The sequence below is a fragment of the Mariniflexile maritimum genome, from assembly GCF_009746565.1.
Classification (GTDB): Bacteria; Bacteroidota; Bacteroidia; order Flavobacteriales; family Flavobacteriaceae; genus Mariniflexile; species Mariniflexile maritimum.
The window spans coordinates 1-16,774 of record NZ_WRPN01000012.1 but is presented as its reverse complement, the minus strand read 5'-3'; the positions used below and the strand labels follow the sequence as shown (position 1 = coordinate 16,774).

The window sequence follows — 16,774 nt, the reverse complement described above, 5'->3', positions numbered from 1 at the left end:
TTTTTATATTGATATGTAAACAAATACTACAAACACAAAAAGACAAATGAAATGACCACTTAATTAATCTCTATTAGAATAAATATGTGAGCACCATGCAAGAACTCCTCCTGAATTGTTCCTTTTAAGCGAATTTAGCCTTCACATCTTTTACAAAAAAACGCCCTTATACCACTTTTGAAGCTAAATATTTTTGAACATCGTAAACATTGATGCTTTTATTGAATTTTTTACTAATGGAAGGTTGCGTTTCACTGGATATCCAAATTTTTAATTCCGCATCTAAATCAAATGTGCCAGAGGTTTCTAATGAAAATCTTGTTATGTTTTTATAGGGCATGGATTTATATTCCACTTTACTTCCTGTTAAACCTTGCACATCAATAAGTATCAATCTTTTGTTTGTAAACATAAATACGTCCCTAAAAAGATGAAAACCAAGTTCTATTTTTTCATTTTCCATTAGCAGACGATCATATTTTTGCGTTAGCTTTTCGGTGGAAACCTCGCTAGCATTGCCCAATAAACTGTTTAATAGACCCATAACTTTAATTTTTTTTAAAATGAAACCTTTATAATCTTATCCAAATTAAATGGTGAGATTGTCTTTGTATTTCAAAATTATTGATATTCATTTTGATAAACAAGTGCTTAAACTCCTTCAAGGATTTTGTTTAGGTATCGCTATCAAAAATAGCAGCAAAAACGAATTAAACATCAAAAAAAGATAAAACACCTAGGCTGTGATCTACTCATAAGCTTTCAAGCTTAAACTATCTGAAAAACAAAACCTTACGGGATTACGCAAGGTTTTTATAGTTGAATGCATTTATAGCAATAAAATTAATCTTCCGCAAAAAAGTAATCATGTATGTCTATAATATCGCCTCGACCCATTTGAACCAAATCACTTGTTTCTTTTAAAAATATACCCAAGGATCTTTCATTGTAAACCAACTTCATTTCTGATGAATAATCTGTTACAACATACATGTCTCCTGATAATTTGAAAAAAGGAATTTCAAGTTTAGTTTTTGTTTTGATACCTTTATTAACCACTTTCCCTTTTCGTAATATTTGTTCTAAATTGGATTCATCTTTCACATCCGAAGACACTTTTACATAAGCCACCATCATTCGCAACCACTCAGCATCATCAATTAAAAACCATTTGACTTTTTCAAAATTTATTCCATATTCATTTATCCACCCATGACTTGTAAATCCAAACAAAACTTGTTTTTTTCCGTTTAAAACAGGATCATCTCCTGGCGTAAATTCTTGAATTCTGTAAGTTATAACTGATGCAGAAGACATGTCTTTTAATTTTTTCCCATCAAAGGCCAGAGTCTTTAATGAAAAATTAATGATAGTTGGCTGGTTGGTTAACACCCATTGCGTTGCAGTTAACTCAGCTTGTTCTTTCATATCTTCAATCGCAGCGATACCAGCACCAATGGCAAGTAAACCTCCAGCAACAGCGGCAACAGCGGCTCCATCTTTTTGAGCATTTAATTGTTTTGGAATTAAAATTGTAACGGCGATAATAACTATTAACAGTTTTTTCATTATGAATTGTTTTTACAATGTTTCAATTAAAAAATAGAAAAGTATAATCTGTAATTTTGAAGTTTAAAACAACAAAACGATTAATTTATAGATAGCACTTATTCCAACTATAAAACAAAAATAAACCCCCTATTTTATTGTTAGTTACGGCATTCCGTAAAAGGGCAAAAAAAACCCTGTAAAAATTTTACAAGGTTTTTAGAAAATCCCTCTACGTTGACGTAGCATATTAATAGCGGTACAATAGTATCGATCTTGCCTTTAACTATGTTACGGTTTTCCGTAATTTCGGAATTAATTCAAATTAGTCCCAAATCTTTTACGATGGCTACCAAGTGAATGGCATTATTGGCCTTAAATTCTATGCGCAGTTTATTTAATCGCTTCTCTATGGAACTAAGGCTGCTGGGAGATATATTATTGTTTTTGAAGTGCGTACTTATCTCTTCCTGTGAGAGGCCGTTTGATAGTTGTTTTAATAACTGAATGTCGAAATCGTCTATTTCCAAATTATTATTGGCGTTAAACGCCTGGGCTACTTCGGGCGACAAATAAAGTGTATGGTTTAAAACGCTTTTAATGGCTTTTGATAATTCGTTTAAGCCCCTGCGGCTTTTGCAAACGTAACCATCTACCTGATAATCGGTAATTAAAGCTCGTACTTTTTGAAGCCGATCTTCAACAGAATAAACAATGATTTTTAACGAAGGACATTCTTCCTTCAGTTTTTTAATTAAAGCTTCGCCAGACTGAAATTTTTGGGTACGATAATCGGTTTTAAAAGATAGGTCGGATATTAATAATTGAAAAGGGACATCATCTAAAATGGCTTTTTTAATTTTTAAATACGCATCGTCGCAATATTGTACTTGCTGGATTTCTTTTACACCTAATTCACAAAGAGCCGAATGAACCCCCTTGTTGATGTCTTCCATGTCTTCGGAAACTAAAACTTTTGTAAACATGTGCTATATGGTTATTTGAACTTTAAACCCTTTTCCGGTTTCTGTTTCAAAAGTAATTGTTCCGTTTATAGAAGCCATACGGTTTTCCGTATTGTGTAAACCATTGTGCTTAACAAGATTGCAACCAATACCATTATCTTTATAATCAATAACTATTTTGTTACCAGAAGTTTTAAACGACAAGGCAACCAATGAGGCTTTGCTATGCTTGCGCATATTGGTCATGAGTTCTTGCAAGATTCTAAAAAGCGTTATTTTTTTTAAATCCGATAAGCTGTCCCAGTTTATTTTTGAGATATTATGTACAATAACGTTAATTTGGTCGTTTTTATAACTTAGAAGTAGCTCTTTTAAAATTTCATGGTAGTTTTCTTGAACATCGATCATGCTGTTCTCTTTTGATATGTCCCTTGTTTTATTATAAACTTGTTCCAAATCATCTAAAATATAATCGTTTGAAATCCCATCACTTTGGAGCTTTGTCATTATGTGGTACACATCATTTGCTACTTCGTCGTGTACCTTTTTAGATATTCGGGATTCGGTTATATAAACCTCTTGTAATTTTTCCTTTTTATGCCTTGATTTTATAATGAAATAAAGCATAATGGTTAGCAATAGGCCTATCACCGCTATCATTTGATAGATGGTTTTGTTAAACTTTTCTTTTGTGGCCTTTAATTCACTTTGTATATATTTAAGCTTAATTTGTTGGGCTTCTTTTTCTTTTTTATTGTAATTGTACTTTACATACAAAAACTTGTTTTCATTTTTTTGTTGTGCTGTGGCAATGCTATCGGTTAGGTGTTTGTACTCTGCCACTTTCCTCCCGTTTTCAAGTTCAATTATAAATGAAAGGGCTTTAATTCTATCTAACTTATTATTTGTTTTAACAGCGACATCATAAGCCTTATTGGCGTATAATTTTACGTTGGCATTATCATTTCTATCTGCAAAATATTCGGTTAAAGCAATGTAACTTGAGAAAAGCCCTGTGTAATCGTTTTCGCTTATTCTTAATGCCAAAGCCGTTTGCATGTCTTTTAAAGCATCCGGATCATTTAACTTCGATCTTGTAAAAGCCAAGTTATTTAAGGCCCTGGCTATGTCTTTCTTGTTATTGGTCCTTAAACTGTTTTCGTAAACCTTTTTAAATGCGTTTATGGCCAATGGGTATTTACCCTGTTCCTTGTAAACATTGGCAATATTGCCTTGAATGATGTTTAGGTGTTGATGGGCGCTTGTAATTGACAAAAGTTTATTGTAGAGTTCTAAGGCACGGTCGTAACTACCAATTTCTTTATAAATAATCCCCAAATGATTGTAAAGCCCAATTTTTGCATTTGTTGTGATTTCGTTTTCTTTTAAATGGTCCAAAAGCGTTACGGCCTCAACGGCTGTCGATTCGCTTTCATAAAGCAAACCAAGCCTATATTGAATACTGGACATAAACCTTAAATCTCTAATAACTTCCAAGGTGTCTTTGAACAGAATGTTTAATGCCTTGTGTTCTTGGTAAAAAGTATAAGCGCTTAACAAACTGTCATTCAGCCTGCTGTAATCGGATAATTTTCTGTAGGCCAGCAACAAGTTTTGAGAATCCTTCGCTTTTTTACTTTCCTTTAAAAGCATCTTTGCCGTTTCTATGGCCATGTTGTAATCGCCAATTTTTGAGTGTAAAAAGCTTTTTCTATTTAATCCATTCAATAGATAATAAGCGTTTTTTTCCTTAATGGCCGTATTTATTAGCTTATTGGCATATTTTAAGTTGTTTTGCAAACCTTGGGCCTTGTCTTCGCTTAAGTTGAAATAGTAACTTAAACTATCGGTCTTTTTTTGAGCAAAAAGCCCCATGTTGCCCGTTAAAAGGAAACTAGCTACATATATACAAAAAAAGAGGAATGAATTTTTGATTGATTTCATTCCTCAAAATTAGCAACAAATTTTAGTTAATTTTATGGTTAAAAAGAATTTTATTATTTACTGCCATCATCTTCATCTTCGGGTGGTAAAATTTCACCATCATCCCCCGTTACGGCTTGCTTAACAGCGGTTTTTCCTGTTTCAGATATTGACTGTGGTGTACAGGAAAACAAAGCCGTACTAAGAAAAGCCATGAACACTATTACATGGATGTATTTCATTTTTTGTTTCATTAAAAATTCGACAATAGTGATGCTGTTCAAAATCTTTGGATGATTTTGCGATTAAACATCACGTTAACAATGTTTAGAGACGTCTCTCTCGGGAAGTTTGGAGGGCATAAATAAAGCTGAATACTTACTTCCCAAATAGTAATTCAACCTTATCCTGCTGCTCAATGCATCTAATTGCTACTTTCAAAAGCCTTTTTAGGTGCTGATGAAAATCAATTACAGACCAAATGAATAACTATAACTTTGGAAGCATTGGAAAATATCTGGAAAGTATTCGGAAAAAAATTTCCGCATTTTTTCTGCAAGAATTTGTAGTTTTATGAATTATCCCAATTACATTTTATGTATAAAGAAGTTGTTAAAAAGGCCTTTGAAAAAGCACAAGAAGAAATTCCTGGAAAAACTACCAAAACAAATATCTCAGAACATATTTCAATGATTTTGCTAAACGATTTTAAAGTTCAGATAAGCGGAAGAACTTTGCGCAATCTTATTGATGATTCAAATCGTGTTGATGATGGGGAAGATATTTCGGTACATTCAGAGTATGTGTTGGCGTTATGTAAATATTTGGGATTTGAAAATTATAAAGCCTTTTTAGTTGAAAACACCAAGTGGCACGAACCTAATAACAAGGCAGCCACTTTTTTAAAACGAAACTGGATCATGCTTCTGGTTTGCATTATAGCCGTTTTGGTAAGTATAACAAGTGCCATTTTTAATAGTGAAAGATGGATGGTATGGCAGGGCACAAAATATGTTGAAGTAAATTTTGATGCAGAAAAGTACCATTTGAACGCGCTTAAATTATATAAAGAAGAGCAAATTGCGCATTTCCAAAAGATAATCCCTAATTGTGAGACTAAGTACTTTAATGAGGATGGCAGTGAGAATGTATGGTACAGCAAAAACAAAAAAGGCGATTTGGAATTTTTTTCACTTTTTGGCAAACACCCTGAAACGGGTAAATTTTTAAAACCTATTACAAAGTATATGATCAAAAAATACATTTGCGAAGATTATTGATGTGCTATTCAACTAGCCAACACCCTTATTTTGGTAACTTAATTCCGGTTTTTCGGCCAAATATAGGCACACACAAACACGCAAGCCTTACCACACCAAAGAAACATTGCAAAAAATAAAATTATTAATTGTGCATTGTTAATTATTAATTATCTTTGCACCCAATTTCGGGTTAACCTCTGGCGAGAATCGTGCATGTTGTTTCGAATCAATCAATATTTTAAATTTAAAGATATGGAATCTTTAGTAAAATTTGTACAAGACGAATTTATAGCAAAAAAAGACGTTCCAGAGTTTGGCGCTGGAGACACAATTACCGTTTATTATGAAATTAGGGAGGGCGAAAAAGTGCGTACCCAGTTTTTTAGGGGCGTTGTGATACAAAGAAGAGGAACTGGAGCTTCCGAAACGTTTACCATCAGGAAAATGTCGGGCACCATTGGTGTAGAGCGTATTTTCCCCATCAATTTACCTGCATTACAAAAAATTGAAGTTAACAAACGTGGTAAAGTGCGTAGAGCAAGAATTTACTACTTTAGAGGTCTTACCGGTAAAAAAGCACGAATTAAAGAACGCAGGCATTAACAAACTACGTTCCCCAGAAACAATCAAAGACCCAAATGCTATTTGGGTCTTTTTTTTATTAACAAAAGTTAATAACTCCTGTTTATAAATGGTTGATATATAAAATGTTAAATACATTGCTTTTTCAGAATTTGTATTGTATCTTAGCAACAAGAAATAATAACAGCTACGGCTGGTTTCATTTAAAAAGTGAATTTGTATTAAATCTTAAATAAGGTAACGTTCTTTATTTTTAATTGTTTTTTGAGGTTTTTATGAATCATGTGTAAGCATGGGAAACAAAAGATCATGACATTATAAAAAGTTCCAGATGTGAAAACAATTGGAAACTAGTATGATGGAAAGCTTGAAAAAACAACTTGCCCGAAAAGTTTGTTGTTAAACTACAAGCAATGCCTTAAAAACCCCCAACGTGAAAACGAACGGCGAGATTAATGGCATCAAGAAAAACAATTAACATGAAACATTTTGGTAATAGGTCAATACATATTGAAAATTACGAACAAAATGTTTCAACTTGAAATAACAGTACTTCAATTGAAAAGGTTTAAGCGAAAATTTAAACTGATTTAGTGGCTAAATTAGCTATTCTAATAGAAAGAGTCATGTTATTTCAAAGAAAGCCATGTCAAAATAGATTAAATTCTATAGTGATATGGCTTTTGTTTTTTACAATAGCTTCTTCCCTTTCTTAATAAATTCGTACTGGTTGCATATTTTTTTAAATATCCATTAAAACTTAGCAGTTTCGGCACTATTCATTATGCATTTAAACTTTTATACATTTCAATTTTTGTATATTCGCGTCGCGAAAACGTTATCGTAAACCTGTTTGAACACATAACTAAATACTAATATAAAAACCATTACATTAATGTCTAAAATTATTTACACAAAAACCGATGAGGCTCCTGCACTGGCAACATATTCATTCTTACCTATCGTTGAAACATTCGTCAAGTCTTCTGGTATTGAAATTGAAACTAAAGACATCTCTTTAGCTGCAAGAATTTTAGCCGTTTTTCCTGAGTTTTTAAACAAAAATCAACAAGTTTCAGACGATTTAGCCTTACTTGGCGAACTGGCTAAAAGCCCTGAGGCCAACATTATAAAATTGCCCAACATCAGTGCTTCAATTCCGCAATTAAAAGCAGCCATCAAAGAATTGCAGTCGCAAGGATTTGCAATACCCAACTATCCTGACGACGCAACAAACGAAACCGAAAAAGACATCAAATCACGTTACGACAAAATTAAGGGAAGCGCAGTAAACCCCGTACTTCGTGAAGGAAATTCAGATAGACGCGCCCCTAAAGCGGTAAAAAACTACGCTAAAAACCATCCACATTCCATGGGGGCTTGGAGCAGCGATTCAAAAACCCATGTAGCTACTATGGATGCTGGCGATTTTGAACACAATGAAAAATCGGTAACCGTACCAAACGCTACCACCATTAAAATTGTACATACCGATACCAAAGGCACCGAAACCGTTTTAAAAGAGAACTTACCTTTGCTAAAGGACGAAATAATTGATGCAACGGTATTAAGTAAAACGGCACTAATGTCGTTTTTAGAAGCCCAAATTGCAGATGCAAAAGCTAAAAACGTGCTGTTTTCGTTGCACATGAAAGCCACCATGATGAAAGTGAGCGACCCCATCATTTTTGGACATGCCGTAAAGGTGTTCTTTAAAAATGTGTTTGCAAAACATGCTGAAGTTTTAGATGAAATTGGGGTAGATGTGAACAATGGTTTTGGGAATTTACTCGAAAAAATACAAAGTTTACCCGAAACTAAACGCCTAGAAATTGAAGCAGATATTGAGGCCGACTATAAAAACGGCCCAGCATTGGCCATGGTAAATAGCGACAAAGGCATAACAAACCTGCATGTACCAAGCGATGTTATTATTGATGCATCCATGCCCGCCATGATTCGTAACTCGGGCCAAATGTGGAACGCCCAAGGCAAGCCTCAAGATACAAAGGCCGTTATCCCAGACAGTAGTTATGCGGGCATCTACACGGCTACCATCGATTTCTGTAAAAAAAATGGGGCATTCGACCCAACAACTATGGGAACCGTGCCCAACGTTGGTTTGATGGCGCAAAAAGCTGAAGAATATGGGTCGCACGATAAAACATTTGAAATCGCATCAAACGGTACCGTAAAGGTTATTGACAAAAACGGCAATACATTATTACAGCATACCGTTGAGGCAGGAGACATCTGGAGAATGTGCCAAACCAAGGACGAGCCCATTAAAGACTGGATAAAACTGGCTGTAACTCGTGCAAAAGCATCGCATACACCGGCCGTTTTTTGGTTAGATGAAAATAGAGCGCACGATGCAGAATTAATCAAAAAAGTGAACACCTATTTAAAAGCATACGATACAACAGGATTGGATTTAAGGATTTTATCACCTATTGATGCTACTTATTTTACTTGCGAAAGACTCAAAGAAGGCAAAGATACCATTTCGGTTTCCGGAAACGTGCTACGCGATTACTTAACCGATTTGTTTCCGATTCTTGAAGTTGGTACCAGCGCAAAAATGCTTTCAATAGTTCCATTAATGAACGGTGGCGGTTTGTTTGAAACCGGTGCAGGTGGTTCGGCACCAAAACACGTTGAACAATTTTTGGAAGAAAACCATTTACGTTGGGACTCGCTAGGTGAATTTTTAGCCTTAGCCGTTTCGTTAGAACACTTATCCGTGGCAACCAACAATCCAAAAGCGCAAATTTTGGCCGATACCTTAGATGATGCAACGGGCAAATTACTCGATACCAACAAATCGCCATCGCGTAAAGCAGGTGAACTTGACAATAGAGGTAGTCACTTTTATTTGGCACTGTATTGGGCCGAAGCATTAGCCGAACAAAACATCGACACCGCCTTAAAAGCTGAATTCACTCCAATAGCGAAGCAATTGGCAGAAAATGAAACTGTTATTATAACAGAACTTAACCAAATTCAAGGCTCGCCAGTAAACATAGGGGGTTACTACGAACCAAATGAAACATTGGTAACCAATGCCATGCGACCAAGCAAAACGCTCAATAGCATTTTAGGCTAAAATATACTTGTTAAAAAAGCTCCATAATTTCGGAGCTTTTTTTATAACTTTATAAAAAAAAAGCAATTGATGAAAAACATAGTATTATGTTTTCTTTTTATAGTCTGTTTTATTGAAATTTCAGCCACTGCACAAGAAAAATTCACCTTAAACGGTACCATTTCCGAAGAAAAAAGTAACGAAACGCTTATTGGCGTTAGTATTGTGTTTCCCGAAGCAAAAACGGGTACCACCACCAACGAATACGGTTTTTATTCCATCACCTTACCCAAGGGCACCTATAAAGTCGTTATTAGCTATTTGGGATTTTCCACAAAAGTTGAAACGGTTGTGCTGACTGAAAATATCACAAAAAATTTCAGCTTAACTGATACTTTAGAAAATTTAGATGAAATTGTTATTACCGGCAATGTTGAAAAAACAAACCTTAAAGCGCCACAAATGGGCGTAAACCGCTTAACGGCAAGTACCATTAAGCAAATTCCGGTAGTGCTTGGTGAAGCCGATATTATTAAGGCCATTACGTTGTTGCCAGGTGTTACTACTGCGGGCGAAGGAGCTTCTGGCTTTAATGTACGTGGTGGATCGGTGGACCAAAATTTGATTCTTTTGGATGAAGCCACCATTTACAATTCTTCACATCTGTTTGGGTTCTTTTCAGTTTTTAACCCCGATGCCATAAAGGATTTAAAACTGTACAAAGGAGGTATTCCTGCACGCTACGGTGGCAGGGTATCGTCTGTTTTGGATATTTACCAAAAGGAAGGAAACAGTAAAACCTACCATGCCAACGGAGGAATTGGATTGGTTTCAAGCAGATTACTAGTAGAAGGCCCCCTAGAACAAGATAAAGGCTCGTTCCTTTTTGGCGGCAGGTCGAGTTATGCCCATCTATTTTTACCGCTTTTTGATATTGACAATATCGCGTACTTCTATGATTTGAACACCAAACTAAGCTACAAAATCAACGACAAAAACAACATCTACCTATCTGGTTACTTCGGACGCGACGTGTTCAGCATTCAAGACACCTTCACGAACACCTATGGCAACTCGGTACTGAATTTTAGATGGAACCATCTTTTTTCCGATAAATTATTTTCAAACCTATCGTTCATTTATTCTGATTATTACTATGGCTTAAAACTGGGTTTAGTAGAATTTGATTGGGTTTCTGGCATACAAAACTTCAACTTAAAATACGATTTTAAACATTACATAAGCAACACCATCAAACTACAATATGGTTTGAACAGTATTTATTATAAGTTTAACCCCGGCGATATCAGGCCAACAACGGCCACTTCAGGCATAAACCCGTTTAAGCTCACCGAAAAGTTTGCTTTTGAAAATGCCATTTATATGGATGCCGAACATAAGGTAACTGATGCATTGGCCATATCGTATGGGCTCCGTTTAAGCTCGTTTTTGCGATTGGGCCAAAAGGAATTGAATACCTACGAAAATAATCAACCCGTAATATTCAATGAAGATTTCAAGATTTATGAAAAAGCAACCCCCACAGGTACCGAAAGTTTTAAACGAAGCGATGTTATTGCTCAATTTTTTAATTTGGAACCGCGAATTTCACTAGCATACCAAATAAATGCAAACAACTCTATTAAAGCAAGTTATAATAGAATGAGCCAATATCTGCATTTAATATCAAACACCAGTTCGCCCACACCGCTAGATGTTTGGACACCAAGTGGAAAATACATAAAACCCCAATTGCTCGATCAATATGCCATTGGTTATTTCAAAAATTTCAGCAATAACAATTATTCCTTAGAAATTGAAAGTTTTTATAAAACCGTAAAAAACAGAATTGATTATATTGATGGCGCCGATTTAATTGCCAACAATGCCATAGAACAGGTTATTTTAAACGGTGAAGCCAAAGCCTACGGACTGGAGGTGCTTTTAAGAAAAAACGAAGGTAAGTTTAATGGGTGGTTGGCCTACACCCTATCAAAATCACAGCAAATAACCAAAGGAAGGACGCCCACGGAAATTGGCATCAACAACGGCAAGTGGTACAACACGCCTTATGATAAAACCCACGACATATCTTTTACGGGAAGCTACGATTTCAACAATAAATGGAAGCTTAATGCCAATTTCCTATTTCAAACGGGGCAACCAACCACCTTTCCAAATGGCCAATATATTTACAACAATATAAGCGTACCAAGCTACAATAGTAGAAATTCCGATAGGTTACCCGCATACAACCGCTTGGATATTTCTACAACCTTTACACCAAAACCCGATAAAAATAAAGGATGGCAAACGTATTGGGTATTTGGAATTTATAATGTTTATGGCCGAAAAAATGCCGCATCCATTACATTCGGACAAAATAGCGACACCAAATTAAATGAAGCCACTCGTTTGTCAATTTTTGGAATGGTACCATCGGTATCGTATAATTTTAAATTTTAAAATGATGAGAAAAATTATATACTTGGTATTTTTGTGCACATCGTTGTTTGCGTGTCAAGATGTTGTGGAGCTAGATCTAAAAACCGCAGAACCCCGATTGGTAATTGATGCTTCCCTAACCTGGTTTAAAGACACCACAGGCAAAAACCAATTCATAAAATTATCGCTTACATCCTCTTTTTACAGTAAAACCACGCCACCCGCAACTGGAGCAACCGTTTCGGTTACAGATCAAAACAACAATACCTTTAATTTTATTGAGGAAGATGAAACCGGCATATATAGAAACCAATCGTTTATTCCAGAAATCAATGGGGTTTACAACCTTAAAATCATTTATAAGAATGAGGTTTATACGGCAACCGAAACCATGCAGCCCGTAGTGAATATAGACAGGATTGAACAAAAAAACGATAGTGGTTTTAATAAAGATGAAACCGAAATAAAAGCATTTTATACCGATCCTAAAAACATTGAAAATTATTACTTGTTTGAATTCATAAACGCTAATTCCAGTGTTTTAAGTTTGGATGTGTATAGCGACAAGTTTAACGATGGGAACCAAATATTCGCGTTTTATTCAAATGAAGACGTAAAACCGGGCGATGAACTGATCATTCAAGGCCATGGTGTTTCAAAACGTTTTTACCAATACATGTTTATATTACTGCAACAAAGTAGCGATGATTCGGGAGGCCCATTTCAAACACAACCAGCAACCGTTAGGGGCAATTGTGTTAACCAAACCAACCCAAGCAATTATCCTTATGGCTATTTTAGGGCCTCGGAAGTTGCGGTTTTTAAATACATCGTAAAATAAATATACCATTATGCATAGCAATTCCAGCAATTCTCATTCAAAAAAACGTTCTTAGAATTATGGGCTTTAACAAAATAACCGAACAAGATTCAAACTATAACCAACTGGAAACGATGGGTGTTTCCGAATTATTAAGCCATATTAACCATGAGGACAAAACCGTTCCGTTGGCTGTTGAAAAGGCACTACCACAAATAGAGGCTCTAATAACCGTAATTGTTGAAAAATTAAAGAATGGCGGTCGTTTGTTCTATATGGGTGCAGGCACCAGTGGCCGTTTAGGGATTTTAGATGCCTCGGAATGTCCACCAACGTTTGGAGTATCAAGTAATTTAGTAATTGGCCTTATTGCAGGTGGCGACAAGGCCATTAGAAATGCCGTTGAATTTGCTGAAGACTCCCTAACCCAAGGTTGGGAAGATCTAAAAAAGCATAGCATTTCAAATAAAGATGTTGTTGTGGGCATTGCGGCTTCCGGCACTACGCCTTATGTTATTTCGGCATTAAAAACCTGCAACGAAAACGGCATCATTACTGGCTGTATAACCAGCAACCATAACAGTCCATTATCAAAAACGGCGCAATTTCCTATTGAAGTAATTGTGGGTCCAGAATTTGTTACGGGTAGTTCCAGGATGAAGGCAGGAACCGCACAAAAATTAGTGCTGAATATGATTTCCACAACTACCATGATCCAATTAGGCCGAATAAAAGGCAATAAAATGGTTGATATGCAATTAAGCAACAATAAGTTGGTAGATAGAGGTGTTAGAATGATTATGACTGAACTTAACCTAACTGAAGAAAAAGCAAAAGAACTTTTACATACCTACAAAAATGTACGTTCAGCAATAAAACATTTTAAAAATGAAAACTGATAAAACCGACAAACAAATGCTTGTAAGGGGCATAAAAACGCTTGTTTTTGCTTTAATGACCCTTTTTATGGGGCCTATTTTCTTGCATATAGCATTTAGCAACAAAGAAAAACCTCTTTACATACCCATACTTATTGTGGGCTGCCTGATTTCTGCAATGGCCGTTTTTTTAATATTTAGGGGTATCAAAACCATTATGGATAGCATGTTTAAAAAACGTTAAGCGCTTAATTAATCTTTTATATAGGTGCTAAATTAAATTTAAGTCGTTAATGACCAATCGCAGCTCTTCATAGGAATACTTGTCGTCCAATTTATTTTTTAAATCCGTTAAGTTTTCAAAGGTTGTTTGAGGGATGCGTTCTTTTAATGAATTATAATGTGCCATGGGCATTAAATCGGATACTTTTATTTCACCTGTTGTAATAAAACTAGCCAAATGGTTCGTAATTGTTGATGGCACATAACCTCGCTCTTTAGCAATTTCAAAAACCGATTTTCCTGCTTTAAACATTTCCAAAGAAATACGCTTGGTATCGCCTTTATCTTTTTGCTTTTTAGGGATTGAAATTTCAATATCATCATCGCCACCATGTGATGTTTCAATGTCATTTTCTTCACAAAAAGTTTTTATAACCTTCAAAATAGCCTCACCATATTTTTCCACCCTGGTTTTCCCCATATCGTTCACTTTCAATAATTCTTTCTTGGTCAATGGCAAGGTTTCGCACATTTCGTACAAAGCTCTTTGGGTGAATACCTGATAGTGCACTAAATCATTTTCATGGGCAATGTCGTTTCTAAGTTCTCTTAAAAGTTCAAATAATTCCACATTGGTAGTGCCATCTATGATTGATTTTCTAACTTTTTTAGGTTTTTCTTTCGTGTTAAATACCGATTTTACCCTTAATTCTAAAAATTCCTTTGTTAAAAATCCATTAGAAAAACCATTAAAATACAATAGTTTCGTTTCCAATAACTCTTCAATAGTGTCTATGTTTTTAGTAAGGTCTTCTCCAATAGCTTTATTATCGGTTGTAAAACCAAATGCTTTTAAAGGAGCTACTATATTGGTTTCCGTTTCAGTTTTAAAATATAAAATAGCCTTTTTAAAACGCTCTTGAACGACTTCACTTGCTTCGGGCAAACCTTCCACATCCAATAAATGTTTTAGCTGTGCATTAAAGCCATTACTTACTTTTAAAAAATTGGTAACCGTATTTTTAATTGTTTGGATGGGCGCTTCTACATGTCCTTCAATGCTGCCTCTATTTTTATAAAAAATATCCAAAACACGGTTCAAAGGATATAGAAATTGATAAAAATCAAATATTTCAAAAATCAAATCCAATTGATACATTTTTTGTGAAGCTACCAAAATAGATGCATCAGGTTCGTTGGCTTCAGCATTTTCATTAAATAGCAAAACGTTCTGATCATTTATAATTTGACTGGAATCTATCTTGCTTTTCAGCACCAAACCTTCCAACGATTTGCACCTGCTTAACGCCACATAAGTTTGTCCGTGTGCAAAAGCGCCTTGTGCATCAATAATGGCGCGCTCGAAGGTTAAACCCTGACTTTTATGAATCGTTATAGACCAGGCCAACCGTAATGGCATTTGGGTAAAAGACCCTATTTTTTCTTCGGAAATAGCCTTCGTTTCAGCATCAACCGTATAATTGATGTTTTCCCAAATCTCTGGCGTTACATTAATATTGAAATCATCATCTGGACAGTGCACAACTACTTCATTTTTTTCCAGATGAATAATTTTTCCAATTTTACCGTTAAAATAACGCTTTTCAGGTCCGCTATCATTTTTTATAAACATCACTTGAGCCCCAACCTTCAGTTTTAACGATTCACTGTTAGGATAAGAAATCTCTGGAAATTTACCTTCAATTTTGGCTTTATAGGTAAACGATTTGGTGGAAAGTTTGTCTAATTCTGAATTATTGGTTGCATCAGCTTTATTATTATGGGTGGTTAATGATATATAACCTGCATCTGGTTGAGGTGTAAAATTGGGGATAAATCGTTTATTCAATTCTGAAGCAGCGGTTTCAGAAAGTCTATTATTTCTAATCTCATTTAAAATTTCAATAAACTTAGGGTTTTCCTGTCGGTAGATATGCTTTAATTCAATGGTTATCGCTTGACATTCTTGAAAAGCCTGACTGCTAAAAAAGAAACCATTACTATAAATATGCTTTAACAATTCCCATTCATTATCTTTAATAACAGGAGAAAGTTGTTGTAAATCGCCAATCATTAGTATCTGAACCCCGCCAAAAACCTTATTTCTGTTTCTAAAACGACGCAACGTTCTGTCGATGCCGTCAAGTAAATCGGCACGTACCATACTAATCTCATCAATAACCAATAAATCCATCGATTTAATGATATTGATTTTAGTTTTACTGAACTTTCTATTAAATCCCCCTGTGTTATTCAAATCGGTATCAGGAAAAATAGGGCCAAATGGCATTTGGAAGAAAGAGTGAATTGTTACGCCCTTAGCATTAATAGCGGCCACACCCGTAGGTGCTACAACTACCAAGCGCTTTAGAGAATTCATTTTTAACTTGTGTAAAAACGTGGTTTTACCAGTTCCTGCTTTTCCTGTTAAAAAAACAGAGCGGTTTGTATTATTAACAAACTCCCAGGCCAATTCCAATTCCTTATTTGTAGTCATCAAGTAGGTTTAAAATAGATTTTGAAGATACAGATTTTTGAAATTTAATTTCATCAAAATTCAAAATAAAATAAAATCCTATATGTAAAGAAATACACCCCTGCCTGACCACAGCGCACAAAAAAGCCCTCCATATTCCTATGAAGGGCTCCCAAAAAAGGCAACGACCTACTCTCCCACAATGCAGTACCATCGGCGCTAACGGGCTTAACTTCTCTGTTCGGAATGGTAAGAGGTGAGCCCCGTCGCTATAACCACCTTAAATTTTAAGTTATGAGTTATAAGCTATTAAGTTATGAGTATTTAAACTCTAAACTCTTCACTCTGAACTCTTAACTGGCAGTGTGGACTGCCAAATATCTTAACATATTGAAAAACACCCTAAGGGCGACATACACAAAAAACAAACAATAATCCATTGAACCTTATAAAAAAACAGGCGTACAATAAGCCTATGGGCTATTAGTACCACTCGGCTACGACATTGCTGCCCTTACACCTGTGGCCTATCGACGTGGTCATCTCCCACGGCCCTTTAAAGAAATCT

General features: G+C 35.3%; 13 protein-coding genes and 2 rRNA genes. 7 read left to right on the top strand and 8 right to left on the bottom strand.

Translation table 11 applies throughout. From position 1 onward, the window contains the following. Positions 1-166: 166 nt before the first annotated feature. The 5 genes from GQO80_RS13705 to GQO80_RS13685 all read right to left on the bottom strand — a co-directional run bounded on the left by GQO80_RS13705 (position 167) and on the right by GQO80_RS13685 (position 4,678). Positions 167-544 (bottom strand): PH domain-containing protein, encoded by a 378-nt coding sequence (locus tag GQO80_RS13705; RefSeq protein WP_157208936.1) that lies wholly within the window; start codon positions 542-544, stop codon positions 167-169. A gap of 299 nt (positions 545-843) precedes the next feature. Then, a complete protein-coding gene (locus tag GQO80_RS13700; RefSeq protein ID WP_157208935.1) occupies positions 844-1,569 on the bottom strand; it encodes a hypothetical protein in 726 nt (241 codons plus the stop codon). A gap of 299 nt (positions 1,570-1,868) precedes the next feature. Further along, positions 1,869-2,534, bottom strand: a complete 666-nt coding sequence (locus GQO80_RS13695; RefSeq protein ID WP_157208934.1) for a response regulator transcription factor — start codon at positions 2,532-2,534, stop codon at positions 1,869-1,871. A gap of 3 nt (positions 2,535-2,537) precedes the next feature. Then, a complete protein-coding gene (locus GQO80_RS13690) occupies positions 2,538-4,457 on the bottom strand; it encodes an ATP-binding protein (protein WP_157208933.1) in 1,920 nt (639 codons plus the stop codon). A 53-nt stretch (positions 4,458-4,510) separates the two neighbouring features. Beyond that, positions 4,511-4,678, bottom strand: coding sequence for a hypothetical protein (locus tag GQO80_RS13685; protein WP_157208932.1), 168 nt, complete (start codon positions 4,676-4,678; stop codon positions 4,511-4,513). A gap of 354 nt (positions 4,679-5,032) precedes the next feature. On the opposite strand from GQO80_RS13685, the gene GQO80_RS13680 reads away from it, so the two are divergent. The 7 genes from GQO80_RS13680 (at position 5,033) to GQO80_RS13650 (ending at position 13,752) form a co-directional block, all read left to right on the top strand. After that, positions 5,033-5,716, top strand: coding sequence for a hypothetical protein (locus GQO80_RS13680; RefSeq protein ID WP_157208931.1), 684 nt, complete (start codon positions 5,033-5,035; stop codon positions 5,714-5,716). 234 nt (positions 5,717-5,950) lie between these two features. After that, on the top strand, positions 5,951-6,301 hold the full coding sequence (rplS, locus tag GQO80_RS13675) for a 50S ribosomal protein L19 (protein WP_157208930.1): 351 nt from the start codon (positions 5,951-5,953) through the stop codon (positions 6,299-6,301). A gap of 874 nt (positions 6,302-7,175) precedes the next feature. Then, positions 7,176-9,386 carry an NADP-dependent isocitrate dehydrogenase gene (locus tag GQO80_RS13670; RefSeq protein ID WP_157208929.1) on the top strand — a complete coding sequence of 737 codons (2,211 nt, stop codon included), beginning with the start codon at positions 7,176-7,178 and terminating at the stop codon, positions 9,384-9,386. 69 nt (positions 9,387-9,455) lie between these two features. After that, positions 9,456-11,831 (top strand): TonB-dependent receptor, encoded by a 2,376-nt coding sequence (locus GQO80_RS13665; RefSeq protein ID WP_157208928.1) that lies wholly within the window; start codon positions 9,456-9,458, stop codon positions 11,829-11,831. Position 11,832: 1 nt separating this feature from the next. Beyond that, a complete protein-coding gene (locus tag GQO80_RS13660; RefSeq protein ID WP_317163241.1) occupies positions 11,833-12,651 on the top strand; it encodes a DUF4249 domain-containing protein in 819 nt (272 codons plus the stop codon). A 59-nt stretch (positions 12,652-12,710) separates the two neighbouring features. After that, on the top strand, positions 12,711-13,529 hold the full coding sequence (gene murQ / locus GQO80_RS13655) for an N-acetylmuramic acid 6-phosphate etherase (RefSeq protein ID WP_157208926.1): 819 nt from the start codon (positions 12,711-12,713) through the stop codon (positions 13,527-13,529). After that, positions 13,519-13,752: a DUF6095 family protein gene (locus GQO80_RS13650; protein ID WP_157208925.1), complete on the top strand. Its 234-nt coding sequence runs from the start codon at positions 13,519-13,521 to the stop codon at positions 13,750-13,752. Before murQ ends, GQO80_RS13650 begins: the two co-directional genes overlap by 11 nt. A 27-nt stretch (positions 13,753-13,779) precedes the next feature. Here the strand turns inward: GQO80_RS13650 and GQO80_RS13645 are convergent, their stop codons facing one another. The 3 genes from GQO80_RS13645 to GQO80_RS13635 all read right to left on the bottom strand — a co-directional run. Beyond that, a complete protein-coding gene (locus GQO80_RS13645; RefSeq protein WP_157208924.1) occupies positions 13,780-16,227 on the bottom strand; it encodes a helix-turn-helix domain-containing protein in 2,448 nt (815 codons plus the stop codon). A 155-nt stretch (positions 16,228-16,382) separates the two neighbouring features. Then, positions 16,383-16,489, bottom strand: a 5S ribosomal RNA gene (rrf, locus tag GQO80_RS13640). Positions 16,490-16,669: 180 nt separating this feature from the next. After that, a 23S ribosomal RNA gene (locus tag GQO80_RS13635) occupies positions 16,670-16,774 on the bottom strand; the annotation flags it as partial.

Bases quoted from the DNA above. Each gene is read 5' to 3' on its own strand.
- GQO80_RS13685 (WP_157208932.1), bottom strand. From the start codon at position 4,678: ATGAAATACATCCATGTAATAGTGTTCATGGCTTTTCTTAGTACGGCT.
- GQO80_RS13705 (WP_157208936.1), bottom strand. From the start codon at position 544: ATGGGTCTATTAAACAGTTTATTGGGCAATGCTAGCGAGGTTTCCACC.
- GQO80_RS13650 (WP_157208925.1), top strand. From the start codon at position 13,519: ATGAAAACTGATAAAACCGACAAACAAATGCTTGTAAGGGGCATAAAA.
- GQO80_RS13700 (WP_157208935.1), bottom strand. From the start codon at position 1,569: ATGAAAAAACTGTTAATAGTTATTATCGCCGTTACAATTTTAATTCCA.
- rplS (WP_157208930.1), top strand. From the start codon at position 5,951: ATGGAATCTTTAGTAAAATTTGTACAAGACGAATTTATAGCAAAAAAA.
- GQO80_RS13670 (WP_157208929.1), top strand. From the start codon at position 7,176: ATGTCTAAAATTATTTACACAAAAACCGATGAGGCTCCTGCACTGGCA.
- GQO80_RS13695 (WP_157208934.1), bottom strand. From the start codon at position 2,534: ATGTTTACAAAAGTTTTAGTTTCCGAAGACATGGAAGACATCAACAAG.
- GQO80_RS13680 (WP_157208931.1), top strand. From the start codon at position 5,033: ATGTATAAAGAAGTTGTTAAAAAGGCCTTTGAAAAAGCACAAGAAGAA.
- GQO80_RS13690 (WP_157208933.1), bottom strand. From the start codon at position 4,457: ATGAAATCAATCAAAAATTCATTCCTCTTTTTTTGTATATATGTAGCT.
- GQO80_RS13665 (WP_157208928.1), top strand. From the start codon at position 9,456: ATGAAAAACATAGTATTATGTTTTCTTTTTATAGTCTGTTTTATTGAA.
- murQ (WP_157208926.1), top strand. From the start codon at position 12,711: ATGGGCTTTAACAAAATAACCGAACAAGATTCAAACTATAACCAACTG.
- GQO80_RS13645 (WP_157208924.1), bottom strand. From the start codon at position 16,227: ATGACTACAAATAAGGAATTGGAATTGGCCTGGGAGTTTGTTAATAAT.
- GQO80_RS13660 (WP_317163241.1), top strand. From the start codon at position 11,833: ATGATGAGAAAAATTATATACTTGGTATTTTTGTGCACATCGTTGTTT.